This window comes from Myxococcus llanfairpwllgwyngyllgogerychwyrndrobwllllantysiliogogogochensis (genome assembly GCF_006636215.1).
GTDB classification, from domain to species: domain Bacteria; phylum Myxococcota; class Myxococcia; order Myxococcales; family Myxococcaceae; genus Myxococcus; species Myxococcus llanfairpwllgwyngyllgogerychwyrndrobwllllantysiliogogogochensis.
The window spans coordinates 1-15147 of record NZ_VIFM01000266.1; the positions used below are offsets into that span (position 1 = coordinate 1).

Genomic DNA, 15147 nt, shown 5'->3' on the forward strand with positions numbered 1-15147 from the left:
CTCCCGCGGCGACGGCGCCGACGACCGCCGCCCCCTTGCCCACTCCCCGGCCCACCGGCGCGGCACCCGCACCCTCGCCGCGTCCGGCGAGCGTGACGCCAGGGGCCCGTCCACTGGCGCCGAGAGCACCCGGAGGCCCCGGGGGACCCGGCGCGCGTCCGGGCGGCTTCGGTGGTCGGCCGGGGGGCTTCCGCTCCTCGACGCCTCGGCCTCCGCCCACGCCCGAGCAGATCCTCGCGCTGGCGCAGCGCGAGCATGTGCCCGCGCGCATCGCCAAGGGGGAGCTGGAAGGGAAGATGAAGGCCCGCATCTGGCGCAAGCTGCACGCCGAAGAGGCGAAGCGCTTCGACCAGGTCTACGAGCTGATGGGCCAGACGCCGAGCTTGTCGTTGGGGGATGCCTTCGGCGTGCTCCAGAGCGGCATGACGGTGGCGGAGTTCATGGCGCGCAAGGAGCGCACCCAGCGCAAGGCGGCCATCAAGCAGGCGCGCGGCGAGGTCGACAACGCCGTGGTGGCGGAGCTGCTCGGCGGCCTCATCGCCGGCAAGGTGGAGGTCTCCGTCGTCCTGGCGGAGCGCTCGCTGCTGGACACGCTCGTCGCGGAGGAGCCCATCGCCTTCACGCTGGAGCGCACCGGGCGGCTGGAGAAGCTGCAGGTGGTGCTGCTGGCGCGTCGCGCGGAGTGGGAACGGCTCTTGCCTGGACTGGAGCGTGACGCCAAGCTGACGCAGAAGCCTTCCACGGTGGCGCGTCAGCCGGACAAGCGTCCGTACTCGGACCCGCGCGCGTTCCTGGACCACCTGGGCGAGACGGTGAAGCTGGTGCTGCGCAACGGCATCACGCTTCAGCTCCCGCTGATGCACGTGGGCCGGTTCGACCTGCTCCTGGGTGAGCCGGGCCACGAGGTCTTCGTCCCGCTCCACGCCCTGCTCCGGTTCGAGCCGGGTCCCGCGAGCGCTCCCGTCGACGAGGCCTGAGGGCCCTGACGTCGGGGGCGCCGCCCCTTTCACCTTCGCCAGTCCTTCGTTCGAGGCACCCCATGCGCCCCTTCATCTCCCGCATCATCAAGCCCTGGCTCGCGCTCGCCGCGACGGCCGCCATGGTGGGCGCCACGCAGCAGGGATGCACCAAGGACACGCCCGCCGCCGAAGCGGCCCCCTCGGCGCCCACCGTTCCCGAGAAGAGGGAGAACGGCGTGCGCGTGGTGGAGCTGACGGTGACGGAGAAGGGCTACGAGCCCAGCCCCGTGACGCTCAAGAAGGGCGAGCCGGTGAAGCTGGTGGTGACGCGCAAGACGGACCAGACGTGCGCCACCGAAGTGGTGATGGACGGCTACGACATCAACACGCCGCTGCCGCTCAACCAGCCGGTGGACATCTCCTTCACACCCAAGGAGTCCGGAAAACTCGTCTACGGGTGTGCCATGGGGAAGATGATTTCCGGCGTTTTCCTGGTGGACTGAAGACGTAGGCTGAAATCTGGGCACCGCGCCGGGAAGCGTTAGTCTCCCGGCCCTGCATGGGCGGCGCGGCGGAGCTTTTCACGCGGCATGTCTTCCTCGACCTCGAAACCACGGGGTTGGATCCACGTGCCGACGAAATCATCGAGCTGGGGTGTCTCTTCTTCGAGAACGGACGCGAGGTGGACCGCTTCGCGCGGTTGTACTCGGCGTCGCGACCCCTGCCTCTCACCATCCGACGGCTGACGGGCCTGACGGACGCGGACCTGGCGGGTCGGCCTCGCTTCGGGACTGACATCGAGGAGCTGCGAAGTCGGCTCACGGGCTGGACGGTGGTGGCGCACAACGCGCCGTTCGAGAAGGGCTTCCTGCCGGACCTGCTGGGTCCCATCCGCGCGCCGGTGCTCGACTCGTGCGAGTTGATGCACTACCTGCACCCGGAGCTGACCAGCCACTCGCTGGAGTCGCTGCTGCGCTGGGCCGGGCTGGGCATCCGCCAGCCGCACCGCGCGCTGTCCGACTGCGAAGCGGTGCACGCCGTGCTCGTGCAGACGATGGACCGCTTCGTGCGCGAGGGCCGGGGCGAGGACGTCTCCGACCTGCTGGCCACGCTGGACCCTCGGGCCGCGCGGCGGCTGGGGCCTCCAGAGACGGACGGCGGCGCGTTCGACTACGAGGAGTGGCCGCTGCTGGAGCTGCTGTCGCGACTGAGCGACGCCTGTCGCGCCGCGCCCGCGTCGCTGGCGCTGGAGACGCAAGGCTTCCTTCGCGGGAAGCCCGAGCGACGGCGAGCGGCCGGTGTCCCCTCGCTGCCCGAGCCCGAGACCGACGCGCCGGTGCTGCCTGTGCGGGCCGACGAGGTGACGGCGGTGCTGGGCGCTGGAGGCGCGCTGGAGCGGATGGAGGAAGGCTTCCGGAGTCGGCCCGCGCAGCTCGAGATGGCGCATGCGGTGGCGCGCGCGCTGTCGGACGGTGAGCAGGTGGCGGTGGAGGCGGGCACAGGCACGGGCAAGTCGCTCGCGTACCTGGCGCCCGCGGCCCTCTTCGCCGCGCGCAACGGGCGCAAGGTGGGCGTGGCCCCGCACACGAAGACGCTCCAGGACCAGTTGCTGGAGAAGGACCTGCCTCGACTGCACAAGGCGATGGGCGGCACCTTCGGCTACGCGCTGCTCAAGGGACAGTCGAACTACCTGTGCCGACGCCGCGCGCTGGAGGCCACGCGCGTGGAGCCGGGCATGGGGCACTCGGCTCGCGCGCCTCGCGCCTACCTGCGCGCGTACCTGCGCCGCAGTGTGGATGGCGACATGGACCGGCTGAGCCACTGGTTCCGCGAGCGCTTCCCCGTCCTGATGGGCCTGACGCCCGCGGTGCGCTCCGAGGCCGCGACGACGCTCGGCGAGAAGTGCCCGCACTACCACCGGTGTTTCTACCACTCGGCGGTGGCCCAGGCGCGCGAGGCGGATGTGCTGGTCATCAACCAGTCCCTCGCCTTCGCGTGGCCGGCGCGCTACCCGAAGCTGGAGCATCTGGTCCTCGACGAGGCCCACGAGGTGGAGGACGTGGCCACCACGGCCCTCACCGTGGAGCTGTCGGACCTGGCCTTCCAGCGGCTCACCGAGCGACTGCATGGACGCGATGGACGCCACGGCCTCTTCGCGGAGCTGCGCCGGGCCCTCTCCGCGTCGCGTCGCGAGGAGTCGCGCGCGCTGATGGGCCAGGTGGAGGACGCGCTGCGCCGGCTGATGGACGAGGCGCGGGACCTGGGCTCGCGGGTGACGGAGCTGTGCGAGCCCTCGGCGACCACCGCGGGAGAAGACCCCGACGAGGGCGCGTATGCGCCGGAGCTGCGCGTGACGGAGGCGGTGCGCGCGCTGCCCACGTGGGAGCCGGTGCGTGACGGCCTGGAGCTGGTGCGCGGCGCGCTGCAGGCGCTGCACACGCTGCTCGCGGTGCGGGTGCTGGAGGCCCTGCCGGAGCTCGCCGCGCGGATGCCCGCGCTGGAGCGCGAGCTGTCCGGTGCCACCACGGAGCTGGGCGAACTGGCGACGCTGGCGCAGGAGCTCTCGGGCGAAGCGGCGGCGGGACGGTGCTACTCCGCGACAGCCGAGCCTCGGCGGCAGCGATGGAACGTGGGCGCGCAGCCTGTGGACGTGTCGTTCCATGTGTCGCGTGACTTCGCGGCGAACAAGCGCGCGCTGGTGCTGACCTCGGCCACGTTGGGTCCCACGAGCCACGGCTCGGGAACGCCCTTCGTGTTGAAGCGGCTGGGGCTGGATGGACGCGGAGACCGCCCTGCCCCCCGGCTGTTGCGCGCGCCGTCTCCCTTTCAGCTCCACGAGCAGGCGCTGGTGGTGCTCGTCACCGATGCGCCGCGCGCGCACGAGGACCCGTTTGTCGAGTGGGCCGCGACGCGGATTTCGGGCCTCGCGCAGACGATGGGTGGACGGCTGCTGGGCCTGTTCGCCTCCACGCGGCGCATGGAGCGCGTGGGCGCGGAAGCGCGGAGCCGACTGGAGCCGCTGGGCATCGAAGTGCTGCGGCAGTCGCGCGGACACAGTCGCTCTCTGGCGGCTCGGCAGGAGCGCGACACGGGCACGGTGCTGCTGGGCACGAAGAGCTTCTGGCAGGGCGTGGATATCCCAGGCCGGGGCGTCGGCTGCGTCTTCATCGACAAGCTCCCGCTGGAACCCGCGCTGCGTCCGTTGGTGGCCGCGCGTGAGGAGCCGCTGGCCCGCTCCGGTGGCGAGTACCAGGGCTTCCTCCAGTACCGACTTCCGCGCGCGCTACTGCTCCTGCGCCAGGGCGTGGGTCGACTCATCCGCTCCACCACGGACCGAGGTGTCGTCATCGTCGCGGACCCGGGCCACCCGAGCTACCGCGCGCACCTCATGGAAGCGCTTGAGGGCTATCGCGTGGAGGCGCTTCCGTGGGCCCAGGCGCGCCTGCGCATCCACGCCGTGCTCAAGCAGACAGGGCTCACCGTGGACGTGGCCTCGCCACCGTGAAGCTTCACAAGTCCGCTCCCGTGGACTCCTTCACGGAGTCCTGGAACACGGTTCACTCGCATTGCTTGATTCCTGCTTCAGAGCGCGCGCGATTGTGCATGGCCCACGCATTGCTCATCCGCCTCGGGCATTGACGCGCGAGGCTGCCAACTCCACGCTTTGAAGCATGGGACGGCACGCGGACAGAGTTCGTGGTGACGCCTTCCCTCGGGCGCCCACCCAGGAGGCGTGGGACGCGATGGGGCCCGAGGAGAGGGCGCAGGTGGTGGAGTCACTGCCAGCGGAGGTGACGTACCGGGAGATGTCGCCGCCCGAGGGGGATTTGCATCAAGACGCGAAGCACCGGGTGCTCGATGTGCTCAGGCATCACTTCCGTCATCGGCGGCGCAAGGCCTACGTCGGCTCGGAGCTGCCCGTGTATTACCCCGGGGAGCGCCGCTTCGCGCCGGACCTGCTGGTGGTGTTCGACGTCGAGCCACACCCTCGTGAGAAGTGGCTGGTGAGCCATGAGGGCAAGGGCCTGGACTGGGTGATGGAGGTTCACTCGGGTGGCAACCGGAAGAAAGACGCCGTGGTCAACGTGGAGCGGAACGCCCGGCTCGGCATCCGCGAATACTTCATCTACGACGCGGGCCGGGAGCGACTGGAGGGGTTCCGGCTGAAGTCCGCCAAGGACAGGACCTATGTCCCCCTTCGGTCGAAGCAGGGACGGTTCACCTCGAAGGTGCTGGGGCTCGAGTTCGAGGTCCGTGGCGACAAGATGTTCCTCTGGGCCGGTGAGACGCTGTTGCTCGAGTCCACCGAGATGATTGACCAGCTCAAGGCCCGGATGGAGAAGGCCCGGCTGCGCCGACAAGCGGAGGCCCGTCGACGTCGGCAGGCGGAGATCCGGCAGCGACGTAAGCTGGAATTGGCCCTCAAGGACGCCGAGGAACAAATGGCGAAGATGAAAGCCGAGCTCCGCAAGCTGCGTCCCCGGAAGCACTGACCGGGGACGGCTGCGCGGGACTCAGGCTTCCAGGCGCGCGCGGAAGCGGGACTCCAGCGCACGCAGCTCATCGAGCGACTCGCCCGGCACGCCGGAGCGCTCCGCCGTCTCCAGCGCCTTCGCCAGCACCCGAGCATCCTCTTCGCTCTGGTCCCGCAGCTTCTGCATCATGCTCCGCGTCGCGTCGAACAATTCCCGCAGTTCGTCGCCGTCGCGCAGGCCGTACTGCGGCGGGCGCAGCTTGCCCTCGTACACGTCGCCCACCATGCGCCGGATGCGCAGCAGCGGCCCGGCCACCCGGTGCGTCACGACGATGGTGCCCATCGCCACCACGGCGATGAAGCCCACCAGGAAGGCCCCCAGCACCCACCACGTCGCGCGCTGACGCCACTCCAACTCCGCGCGTTGCTCGACGATGGCGGCCCGCTCCGCCTCGTAGGCCGCGTCGATGCCTTGCGCCTTCTCCCGGAAGGTGGCCTCGAACGTCGGGTCGTCCATCCGCGCGAGCAGTTCGTTGGACAGCGTGGCGCCGGACAACTCCCGGCTGACCTCGGCGGCCCGGGAGCGGGCCTCCACCGCTGTCGCCGTCTCCCGCATCAGCGCCCAGGCGGAGCGCACCAGGAACACGCCCAGCAGGGCCGACAGCACCACCGTCACTCCAACCATGTACGCGGTCAGCTTGAGCTGGAAGCTCGTATCCAGGAGGAAGTTACGCCAGCGCCGCTTCGGGGCCGCCGCGTGCGCCGTCGTGCTCGTCGTCATGTCTCGTTGCTCCACTCGAAGGTTTCCGCTGCTTCCTCCACCGCGCGCGGCACCAGCGCCTTGAGGAGGTCCGCCGGCTGCGCGCCCGCGGCCTTCACATCCACCTGCCCCAGCAGGGACAGGTCCGGGTAGCTCAGGCAGACGATGGCCACCCGCAACCCGCCTCCCTCCATCGCATGGACCTCCGGGGTGATGCGATAGCCATGCAGGCCCAGCTTCTTCAGCGCCCCCTTCGCCGCCGCCTTGGACTCCTTGGCCGGCGCGAGCAGCGCGCCCCGGCGAATCAGCCGCGAGCGCAACCGCGCCTCGGTGGCCTTCACCAGCTCGGCCGGCAACGCGCGCGTGAGGTCCTTCATCCCCTCCAGCGAGACGTAGAAGCGCGGAGGTCGTGCCTGGTACTCCTTCAGCGCGCTCACCGCCTCGCGCACGGCAGCCTGCACCGTCGCGTCCGCCTCCGCCTTGTGGGCCTCCAGGCAGGGCAGCGCGGAGGACTCCTGCAGCTTCGCCAGGGACTTCGCGACGGCCGCGCGCACCAGCTCGCTCGGGTCCTTCAGGCCGCCACACAGGGGCGTCACGGCCTCTGGATCCTCGGTGGCCCCCAGAACCAGGGCCGCCTGGGAGCGCGAACGGGGGTCCTTGCCCTGCGTGAGCTGGCGCCCGAGGAACGCAAGGCGGGTGTCCCCCTGGGCGAGGGTCACACCGGGCACGACGAGCAACACGAGGAGGGGGAGGGCAGGCAGCCGCATGGCGGGGACGACGGAGAGTGTAGCGCCGTCTGCCCGGTGACGAACAGTTGCAGGATGCCCGGTCCACGCACACCCACCTTCCCTGCTTGCGTAGGCAGGGTGGATCCGACCTGGGGCCATCCTGGGGTAACGTGCGCACGTCCAGGAGGGCATGCCCGGTGTCATTCGCTTCCCGGTTGGAAGGTCTGCTGCAGCAAGTGGGGTTGAGCGGCGTGGTGGAAGAGGTGCGTTCGCGCCTGGGCTATGCGCGCCCGCAGGCCCCTTCCCGCAACGGTGCCGACCATTCCGCACCCCGTCACGTGGATCGGCGGAACTCGCCGTCCCCTGCCCCCGTGGCCGCCGCGCCTCCCAGCGCGCCAGAGTCCACGCGCGTCGAGCGCACACCGCGCCCGCGCCCCATCTCCGAGGTGGACGGTCCTCCCGCCGAAGCCGTCGCCGCCGAGCCACCGGCGCCTCGTGCCCCGAAGGTGGCGAAGAAGACCCGGGCCGTGAAGTCCGCGAAGCCCGCCGCCGCCAAGGCCTCCGTCACGAAGTCGGGCAAGAGCCCGGCCCGGAGCAAGGCCCGCGCGAAGAAGCGCGAGGCGGCTCCCGCGTCCCAGGCGGCGTCCTCGGCGGACACGGGTCAGGCCGTGGGCCAACTGATGGAAGCGCTCCGCGCACACCCCCGTCACGAGGAGCTGCGCTCCGCGGGCAAGCTGAAGGATCAGCTCGTGCGCTCGCTGATTCCGCTGTACCTGGCCCGGGCGGTGGAGCTGGACCTGGAAGTGACGTCGGGGACGACGTCCCGCTTCTGGGGCGAGCTGGGCGTCACCTACGCCGCCCCCAACGCCGCGAAGGCGCTGCGTCTGCACGCCGGCTACGCGCAGGACACCAAGAAGGGGAAGGCCATCACGCCCAAGGGCGTCCAGTACGTCGAGGAGGCCCTGAAGCGGCTGCGCGAGAGCGCGGCCTCCTGAAGCACGCGCCCCCATGAGCCACCGAGCCGAGTGTCCGCCCGGTGGCACTCCAGGGCCAGCGCGGACCGTCGGAGGTTCGCTGGCGGACGCTCCCCAGGGCCTCTCGAACGAGCGGCTGGCCCGAGCCAGGAGGTCCCCTAGATTGGCGCGGAGCGATGGCCACGACGCGCCCTTCACCCTGGACGGCTTCCCTGTCTCCCCCCACCTCCCTCCTCGGGATGGCGAGCGTGGGCGAGGACCGCCTCCTGGCTGAGACGCCGTCCGGTCGCTGGGGGGTGGCGCGGGGTGGGGCATGGGCCCGGACGCGCTGACCTTCTACCGGGCCGCGAGGCGGCTGAAGAGCCTGGGCGTGCCCGTGCTTCCGAGCATGGTGGCCGCCGTGGGTGACCGGCTGTTGCACTGCCATGTGGACATCGACGCGCGCCTGCACGCCTCCGTGGGGCTGGGTTACGGCGGCGTGGGCGTGGTGGTGGCGCCGGGGGTGGAAGTGGGCGAAGGCAGCTTCCTCTCCCAGAACGTCAGCGTGGAGCCGAGGCGCGGCGAGGCGGGAGTCCCCCGCATCGGCCGCAACGTCTATGTGGGCGTGGGCGCGCAGATCATCGGCCCGGTGACGGTGGGAGACGGCGCGGTGATTGGCGCAGGAGCCCTGGTCATCTCGGATGTGCCCCCCATGGCCGTGGTGGCGGGAGCCCCCGCCCGGGTGGTGAAGCAGAAGGCCGCGAACGGACACTGAGGGGCGGACCCCACGCGGGCGTGGCGCCGTGTTTCCCGCCCCCCACCCCACCTGCCGTCCAGGCGTGCCAGGGCTGTCGGAGTCCCCCCTCCCGGGCCGTCCTCCCCCTCATGCAACCTCCAAGAACTCCTGCGCGGCCTCCTCTTGTGGCATATACCCACACCATGCCTTCCGCCCTGACCGCCTCCGAGATTCGCGAGGCGTTCCTCAAGTTCTTCGAGGAGCGTGGACACCGCCGCGTCCCCTCCTCCTCACTGGTGCCGGCGAACGACCCGACCCTGCTGTTCACCAACGCGGGCATGGTCCAGTTCAAGGATGTCTTCACCGGCCGCGAGCGGCGCGACTACAGCCGCGCCACCACGTCGCAGAAGTGCGTGCGCGCCGGTGGCAAGCACAACGACCTCGACAACGTGGGCTACACGGCCCGGCACCACACGTTCTTCGAGATGCTCGGCAACTTCTCCTTCGGCGACTACTTCAAGGCGGACGCGATTGCGTACGGCTGGGAGTTCGTGACGAAGACGCTCGGACTCGACAAGGCGCGGCTGTCCATCACCGTGTTCAACGGCGAGGATGGCATCCCCTGGGACGAGGAAGCGTTCGAGCTTTGGGCGCAGCAGGGCGTGTCTCGCGACCGCATCTACAAGCTCGGCAAGAAGGACAACTTCTGGTCCATGGGCGAGACGGGCCCGTGCGGTCCCTGCTCCGAAATCCACTATCACCAGGGTGACGACATCCCCTGTGTCGAGGAAGCGGCGGGCCGCAAGTGTCAGGGCGTCGCGTGCGACTGCGACCGGTGGCTCGAAATCTGGAACCTCGTGTTCATGCAGTTCGAGCGCAAGGAGAAGGACGCGCCGCTGATTCCGCTGCCCAAGCCGTCCATCGACACGGGCGCGGGCCTGGAGCGCATCGCCTCCGTCGTGCAGGGCAAGCGCTCCAACTACGACACGGACCTGTTCCAGAACATCATCGCGAAGGTCGTCGAGGTCTCCGGCAAGCCGTATTCGCAGGAGACGGGCGCCTCCCACCGCGTCATCGCGGACCACGGCCGCGCGGCGGCGTTCCTCATCGCGGACGGCGTGCAGCCCTCCAATGAGGGCCGGGGCTACGTCCTGCGCCGCATCATGCGCCGCGCGATCCGCCACGGCACGCTGCTGGGGCTGGACCAGCTCTTCTTCTTCAAGGTCGTCGACCGCGTCATCGAGGTGATGGGTGACGCGTACCCCGAGCTGCGCGAGAGCCGTCCCTTCCTGCTCAAGGTCTCCGAGCACGAGGAGGAAAGCTTCCGGCGCACGCTCAGCCGCGGCATGAAGATGATTGAGGAGAACGTCACCCGGATGAAGAAGGCGGGCGAGACGCTGATGTCCGGCGCGGACGTCTTCCTGCTCCACGGCACCTACGGCTTCCCGTGGGACCTGACGCAGATCATCCTCCGTGAGCACGGGCTCGACGCGGACATCCCCGGCTTCGACGCGGAGTTGGTGAAGGAGGCCGAGCGCGGCAAGGGCGGCGAGCTCAACAAGGACAAGGCCGTCGGCGACGTCTACCTGAAGCTCGTGGAGAAGCTCGGGACCACCGAGTTCCTCGGCTACGAGGGCGAGGGCCACGAGGGCGAGGGCAGCATCCGCGCGATGATTCGCGACGGCGTGGAAGTGGTCCAGGCGTCCCAGGGCGACAAGGTGGAGCTGGTGCTGGACCGGACGCCCTTCTACGGCGAGTCCGGCGGTCAGCTCGGCGACAGCGGCAACATCGTGGGCCACGGCGGCAAGGCGGTGGCGCAGGTGAAGGACGCGCAGCGCCCCGTGCCGGGCCTCATCGTCCACTCCGTGGAAGTCACCGAGGGCACCTTCAAGGTCGGCGACATGGTGCAGACCGCGGTGGACGTGGAGCGCCGCAAGGCCATCCGTTCGAACCACTCCGCGACACACCTGCTGCACAAGGCGCTCAAGCTGGTGCTGGGCGAGCACGTGAAGCAGGCGGGCTCCGTCGTGGCGCCGGACTTCCTGCGCTTCGACTTCTCGCACTTCGGGCCCGTCACGGCCGAGCAGGCGGAGAAGGTCGAGGACCTGGTCAACGGCTGGATTCGCGACAACGCCGCGGCCGAGACGCGCGTCATGGCGCTCGAGGACGCGAAGAAGTCCGGCGCGGTGGCCATGTTCGGCGAGAAGTACGGCGAGACGGTGCGCGTCGTCACCGTGCATCCGGAGTCCACCGAGCTGTGCGGCGGCACGCATGTGCGGCGCAGCGGCGACATCGGCCTGTTCAAGCTCTCCAGCGAGAGCGGCGTGGCGTCCGGCGTGCGCCGCATCATCGCGCTCACGGGCGTGGGCGCGCTCCAGCACGTGCGCGAGCAGGAGCACGAGCTGCGCAAGGCGGCCGAGCTCTTGAAGACGTCCCCCAAGGACGTGGTCAAGCGCGTGGAAGCGGCGCAGAAGCGCGTGAAGGAGCTCGAGCGCAAGGTCGAGGAAGTGGCCGTGAAGGCGAATACGGCGGGCAGCAAGGACCTGCTGGAGCAGGCGCGCGACGTCAACGGCATGAAGGTGCTCGCCACGCGAGTGGACCCGGCGGACGACAAGGTGTTCCGCGGCATGGCGGACCAGCTTCGCGACCGCATGCGCTCCGGCGTCATCGCCATTGGCGGCGAAAAGGACGGCCGCGCCATCATCCTCGTCGCGCTGACGAAGGACGTGGTGGCCAAGGGCATCAGCGCGGGGGACCTCGTGCGAGAGATGGCCAAGGAAGTCGGCGGCAAGGGCGGCGGCAAGGCCGACATGGCGCAGGCTGGCGGCCCCGACGCGTCGAAGCTGCCCGCGGCTCTGGAGAAGCTGTACGAACTGGTGAAGGGAGCGGGCAACGCGTGAGCGCTCGCGCCTCTCTCGTGCTGGCGCCGGTGGCGCGCCTCCTGGCTGCGGCCCTCCTCATCGGGGGCTGCACGAAGGAGGAGCCCTCGTCCGAGGCCCTGGGCACGGCGGATGAGCGCACGCTCCAGAAGCTGCGGCAGGAAGTGGACCGGGTGAACCAGGGGGGTCGCCAGGCCCATGGACCCGAGGCCACCCGGGGCGCGCCGAACGCCCAGCTCGCGGGACTCGCCGCGGGACTGGAAGAGGCAGCGCCCCGACAGTTGGGCATGCCCGAGGGCAACGCCACGGTGCATGTGGACTCGGTGGCGGTGAAGCTCACCGGGCTGGAGTCCTCTCACTCGGCGAAGGGCTCGGGGAAGATGAGCGTGACGACGGAGGAGCTGTTCCTCCGCGTGCAGTTCGTCACCCAGAACGTGGGCCCGAAGCCCGTGACGCTGGACCTGGAGTCAGTCACGGTCGTGGACGCGCAAGGCGCGTCGTATGTGCTGGCCCGGGACGCGCAGGTGCTCGCGGGAACGCGGCCGCTGCGCCGCACCTGGGCCCCTGAAGAGCGCGCCGACATCATCCTCCTGTTCGAGCTCCCCCCGCCGGCCCTGCGGGAAGGTGCCCTGCACCTGATCATGCAAGGGACGGGGGGAGAGGTGCGGATCCCCCTGCGATGAGCGGGCTTGTGTCCAAGCTGCTTCCGCTGCGCATCCGCCTCCCGTACAGCACGGAGGAGGAGTTCGTCGACAAGTACGGCTCGAACGTGGCGCGCGGAGGCGTGTTCGTCGCCACGCGTGCCCTGAAGCCCGAGGGCACCGGGCTGGCGTTCGAGTTCGTCCTCGCGGATGGCACCCGACTGCTGCGCGGCGAAGGCGTGGTGGTGAAGTCGCAGGTGGACGCAGGCGGCGGGCGCGCTGGGATGACGGTGCGCTTCGTGAAACTGGACGCCGCGAGCAAGGCGCTCGTCGACCGCGTGGTCGCGCGTCGGGCCGCACCCGAGCCGCAGCAGACCGTCCCCGGACTGGTTCGCAAGACGCAGGCACCCAAGCCGGTTCCAGTCCGCCCACCCGAGCCGCCGGCGCAGTTAGCGGCCTCCCAGGATGAGCGCGGCGAGGCGGAGAGTCCTCCTGCTGCTCCTGAGACCGGACCGCGCGGTTTCTTCGCCACCGAGGCTGCTCAAGGCAGCTCCTTCGCCACCGAGAGCGACAACACCCCGGAGACTCCGCACGGCGGCCACTTCGCTCCGGCGAGCAATGAAGCCGGGACGTCCAGCGAGGCCCTGAGCCCACACACCGGCGATACCGCGCGGCACGTCGAGGACACCACTCCTCACCAGTCACCCGAAGCGGAACCGCCAGTGCCACACCATGGCAAGGGTGAGCCGTCGGATGCGGCTTCGTTCAACGCGAGCGCCGCCGACACATCTCCAGGATTCGGGAACACGACCGAGCAGGCATCGTCCTCGTGGACGGAGAGTGCCTCGACCACGGCATCCACATCCTCCGAAGCCACCTCTCTCGCCGCTGACGAAGATCGCGAACTCGACTTCGACATCACCGCGAGCTTGTTTGATCCCGATGAGGATGAGCCCTCGACAGGAAGTGAGCAGGGCGCGGGGTCGACGGAGCAGCCCGCACAGGCGCCAGCAACGGACGAACGCATCCTGGACGCAGGGACAGCCCAGGCGCCCCGCGACCTTTTCTCTTCCTCGGAATCAGCAACGAGCGCGGTGAGCGCACCCACGTTCGGCGCGGCCCCTGCGTCCGACGCTTTCGTCCAGGAGCACGACCCAGGCACAAGGAACGCGGCCTCCGGAGCCGGCGCCGAGGAACAGCCCTCGAACTTCGCGACCTCGTCGATTGACGAGATGGAAGCGGGCTCGAGCTTCGAATCGGGGACCTCCGCGAACGTCGCACCCGAAGCCTTCTTGAATCGCTCCGGCGCGGGAACTCCCGATACCACCGAGGACACGTCGTCCGAGGTGCCCTGGTTCGGAACGCCGGAGGTCCCAGCATGGGAGGCAAGTCCCTCCGAGGTGACTGCCCCTCCCTCTCTCGACGCGGCCACCGGACTGGCTCCGGACACCGAGGAGCAGCCTTCGTCCTCCAGCCCCCAGGGCGCCGACGACAAACGCTTCGAGCGGGCGAGGACCTCTGCGGCACCGACTCACGCAGTTGCGGCGTCTTCTCGCGTCGAGGCGACACCCACGTCGCCCATCGAGCCCACGAGCGACATAGACCCGTGGGGCATCACGGCCAGCTCCAGCGGCACTGAATCAGCCGCCCCGGAAGAGAGCTCAACTCGGTCGCTCGCTTCGCATGACGAGGCCAAGGTTGCCATCGAGGCAGCCGTGTCCACGAACCTGCGGGCACGTACCGAGTCGCCGAACGACACGACTGTCCCTGTCTCCACTGCTCACACCCAGACCAACGTCGGCACCGACATTGAGTCCACGGCAGCGGCACTGTCGCGCATCGAGAACGCGGCGTCGGAGACAGCGCAAGACACCTCGGCACGTGCTGAGTCGTTCGCCACCACAGCGGCCCGGTCCTCCACGGATTTCCCAGGTCGCACTGAGCCAGCAGTCACGCCGTCTGCGGCGGACACCAGGCCGCCCGCGACCAGGAACGACGGCTCCGCCACGGAGCCTCCGACCCCCACTGCGCCATCCGTCACCCCGCCCGCGGCAGACACGGAGCCGCCCGCCACCAGGGACGACCGCTCCTCCACGGAGCCGTCGGCTCGCACCAGGCCTGCAGTCACCCCGTCTGCGGCAGGCACCGAGCCGCACGAGTCCAGCGACGACCGCTTCTCCACGGAGCCGCCGGCTCGCACCGAGCCAGCAGGCATCCTGACCGCACGGTCGTCCACGGAGCCTGCCGTGCACGGGGCGGCTGAGGCACTGGCCGACACGAAGACGACAGCGGAAATTCCGAAGCCCACAGCCGCAGAGGGCTCCACGGATCCAGCCGCGCGGAGCGCGGACAATGCGTACGCCGACACGGGTACACCAGCCGCACAGCCCTCTTCGACGCCAGGTGCACACGGCGCGACCGACGCAAGCGAGTCCACCTCCGCAGCAGAGACAGGCGCACCGACGCCGCGCTCCGAGCACGCAGCACAAGTCACTACGACGAGCAGCGCACTCGGAGCAGCCGAGGCGCGAGCCAGCACCAGCGACTCCACCTCTACGGCATCGCCGACGCCACGCTCCGAGCACGCAACACAAGCCGCTACGGGGACCACCGCACCCGGGGCGACCGAGGCACGCGCCAACGCCAGCGACTCCACCGCCACGGTATCGCCGACTCTACGCTCCGAGCACGCAGCACAAGTCACTACGGAGTCCACCGCGCCCGGAGCGACCGAGGCACGCGCCAACGCCAGCGACTCCACCTCCGCGGCATCGCCGACGCCACGCTCCGAGCACGCAGCAGAAGGCCCCACGGAGCCCACTGCGCTCCGCTCGACCGAGACTCGAACCAGCACCAGCAACTCCGCCTCCTCTACGGAAGCAACAGCCTCCGCCACTCAGCCAGCGACCGCGGTCGAGCAAGCCCCCACGACACCGGCCTTTCAAGCCGGTAACACGGCTTCCACCGACCAGGCCCTGGGGGCCCTCACACCCGCCCCTGCTCGCGCGGAGCCAGCC

Annotated in this window: 11 protein-coding genes and 1 pseudogene; 9 read left to right on the forward strand and 3 right to left on the reverse strand. The window is 70.1% G+C overall.

Annotated elements, in window-relative coordinates:
• The 4 genes from FJV41_RS40200 to FJV41_RS40215 all read left to right on the forward strand — a co-directional run.
• Positions 1-977 (forward strand): hypothetical protein (locus FJV41_RS40200; protein WP_246137717.1); only part of this gene is annotated, 977 nt, incomplete at its 5' end.
• Positions 978-1039: 62 nt separating this feature from the next.
• Positions 1040-1462: a cupredoxin domain-containing protein gene (locus FJV41_RS40205; protein ID WP_141647920.1), complete on the forward strand. Its 423-nt coding sequence runs from the start codon at positions 1040-1042 to the stop codon at positions 1460-1462.
• A 56-nt stretch (positions 1463-1518) separates the two neighbouring features.
• Positions 1519-4464 carry a helicase C-terminal domain-containing protein gene (locus FJV41_RS40210; RefSeq protein ID WP_141647921.1) on the forward strand — a complete coding sequence of 982 codons (2946 nt, stop codon included), beginning with the start codon at positions 1519-1521 and terminating at the stop codon, positions 4462-4464.
• Between the two features lie 238 nt (positions 4465-4702).
• Complete coding sequence (locus FJV41_RS40215; protein ID WP_246137718.1) at positions 4703-5452, forward strand: Uma2 family endonuclease; 750 nt, start codon at positions 4703-4705, stop codon at positions 5450-5452.
• Positions 5453-5473: 21 nt separating this feature from the next.
• Here FJV41_RS40215 and FJV41_RS40220 read toward each other — a convergent pair whose 3' ends face one another.
• Both FJV41_RS40220 and FJV41_RS40225 read right to left on the reverse strand, forming a co-directional pair.
• Positions 5474-6214, reverse strand: coding sequence for a sensor histidine kinase (locus tag FJV41_RS40220; RefSeq protein WP_141647923.1), 741 nt, complete (start codon positions 6212-6214; stop codon positions 5474-5476).
• Complete coding sequence (locus FJV41_RS40225; RefSeq protein WP_141647924.1) at positions 6211-6960, reverse strand: HEAT repeat domain-containing protein; 750 nt, start codon at positions 6958-6960, stop codon at positions 6211-6213. The genes FJV41_RS40220 and FJV41_RS40225 overlap by 4 nt, the downstream gene beginning before the upstream one ends.
• A gap of 158 nt (positions 6961-7118) precedes the next feature.
• Here FJV41_RS40225 and FJV41_RS40230 point away from each other — a divergent pair, with 158 nt between their 5' ends.
• The 5 genes and pseudogenes from FJV41_RS40230 to FJV41_RS54235 form a co-directional block, all read left to right on the forward strand.
• Positions 7119-7916 carry a hypothetical protein gene (locus FJV41_RS40230; RefSeq protein WP_141647925.1) on the forward strand — a complete coding sequence of 266 codons (798 nt, stop codon included), beginning with the start codon at positions 7119-7121 and terminating at the stop codon, positions 7914-7916.
• Positions 7917-8208: 292 nt separating this feature from the next.
• Positions 8209-8649, forward strand: a complete 441-nt coding sequence (locus FJV41_RS40235; RefSeq protein WP_141647926.1) for an acetyltransferase — start codon at positions 8209-8211, stop codon at positions 8647-8649.
• A 164-nt stretch (positions 8650-8813) separates the two neighbouring features.
• Positions 8814-11510, forward strand: coding sequence for an alanine--tRNA ligase (gene alaS, locus FJV41_RS40240; protein WP_141647927.1), 2697 nt, complete (start codon positions 8814-8816; stop codon positions 11508-11510).
• Positions 11507-12172: a hypothetical protein gene (locus FJV41_RS40245; protein WP_141647928.1), complete on the forward strand. Its 666-nt coding sequence runs from the start codon at positions 11507-11509 to the stop codon at positions 12170-12172. The genes alaS and FJV41_RS40245 overlap by 4 nt, the downstream gene beginning before the upstream one ends.
• A pseudogene (locus FJV41_RS54235) lies at positions 12169-12417 on the forward strand (TIGR02266 family protein); the annotation flags it as partial. The gene FJV41_RS40245 and the pseudogene FJV41_RS54235, both read left to right, overlap by 4 nt.
• 1493 nt (positions 12418-13910) lie before the next feature.
• On the opposite strand, the gene FJV41_RS40255 reads toward FJV41_RS54235, so the two are convergent.
• Entirely contained in the window at positions 13911-14990 is a 1080-nt protein-coding gene (locus FJV41_RS40255) for a hypothetical protein (RefSeq protein ID WP_141647929.1), read from the reverse strand.
• Positions 14991-15147 lie beyond the last annotated feature (157 nt).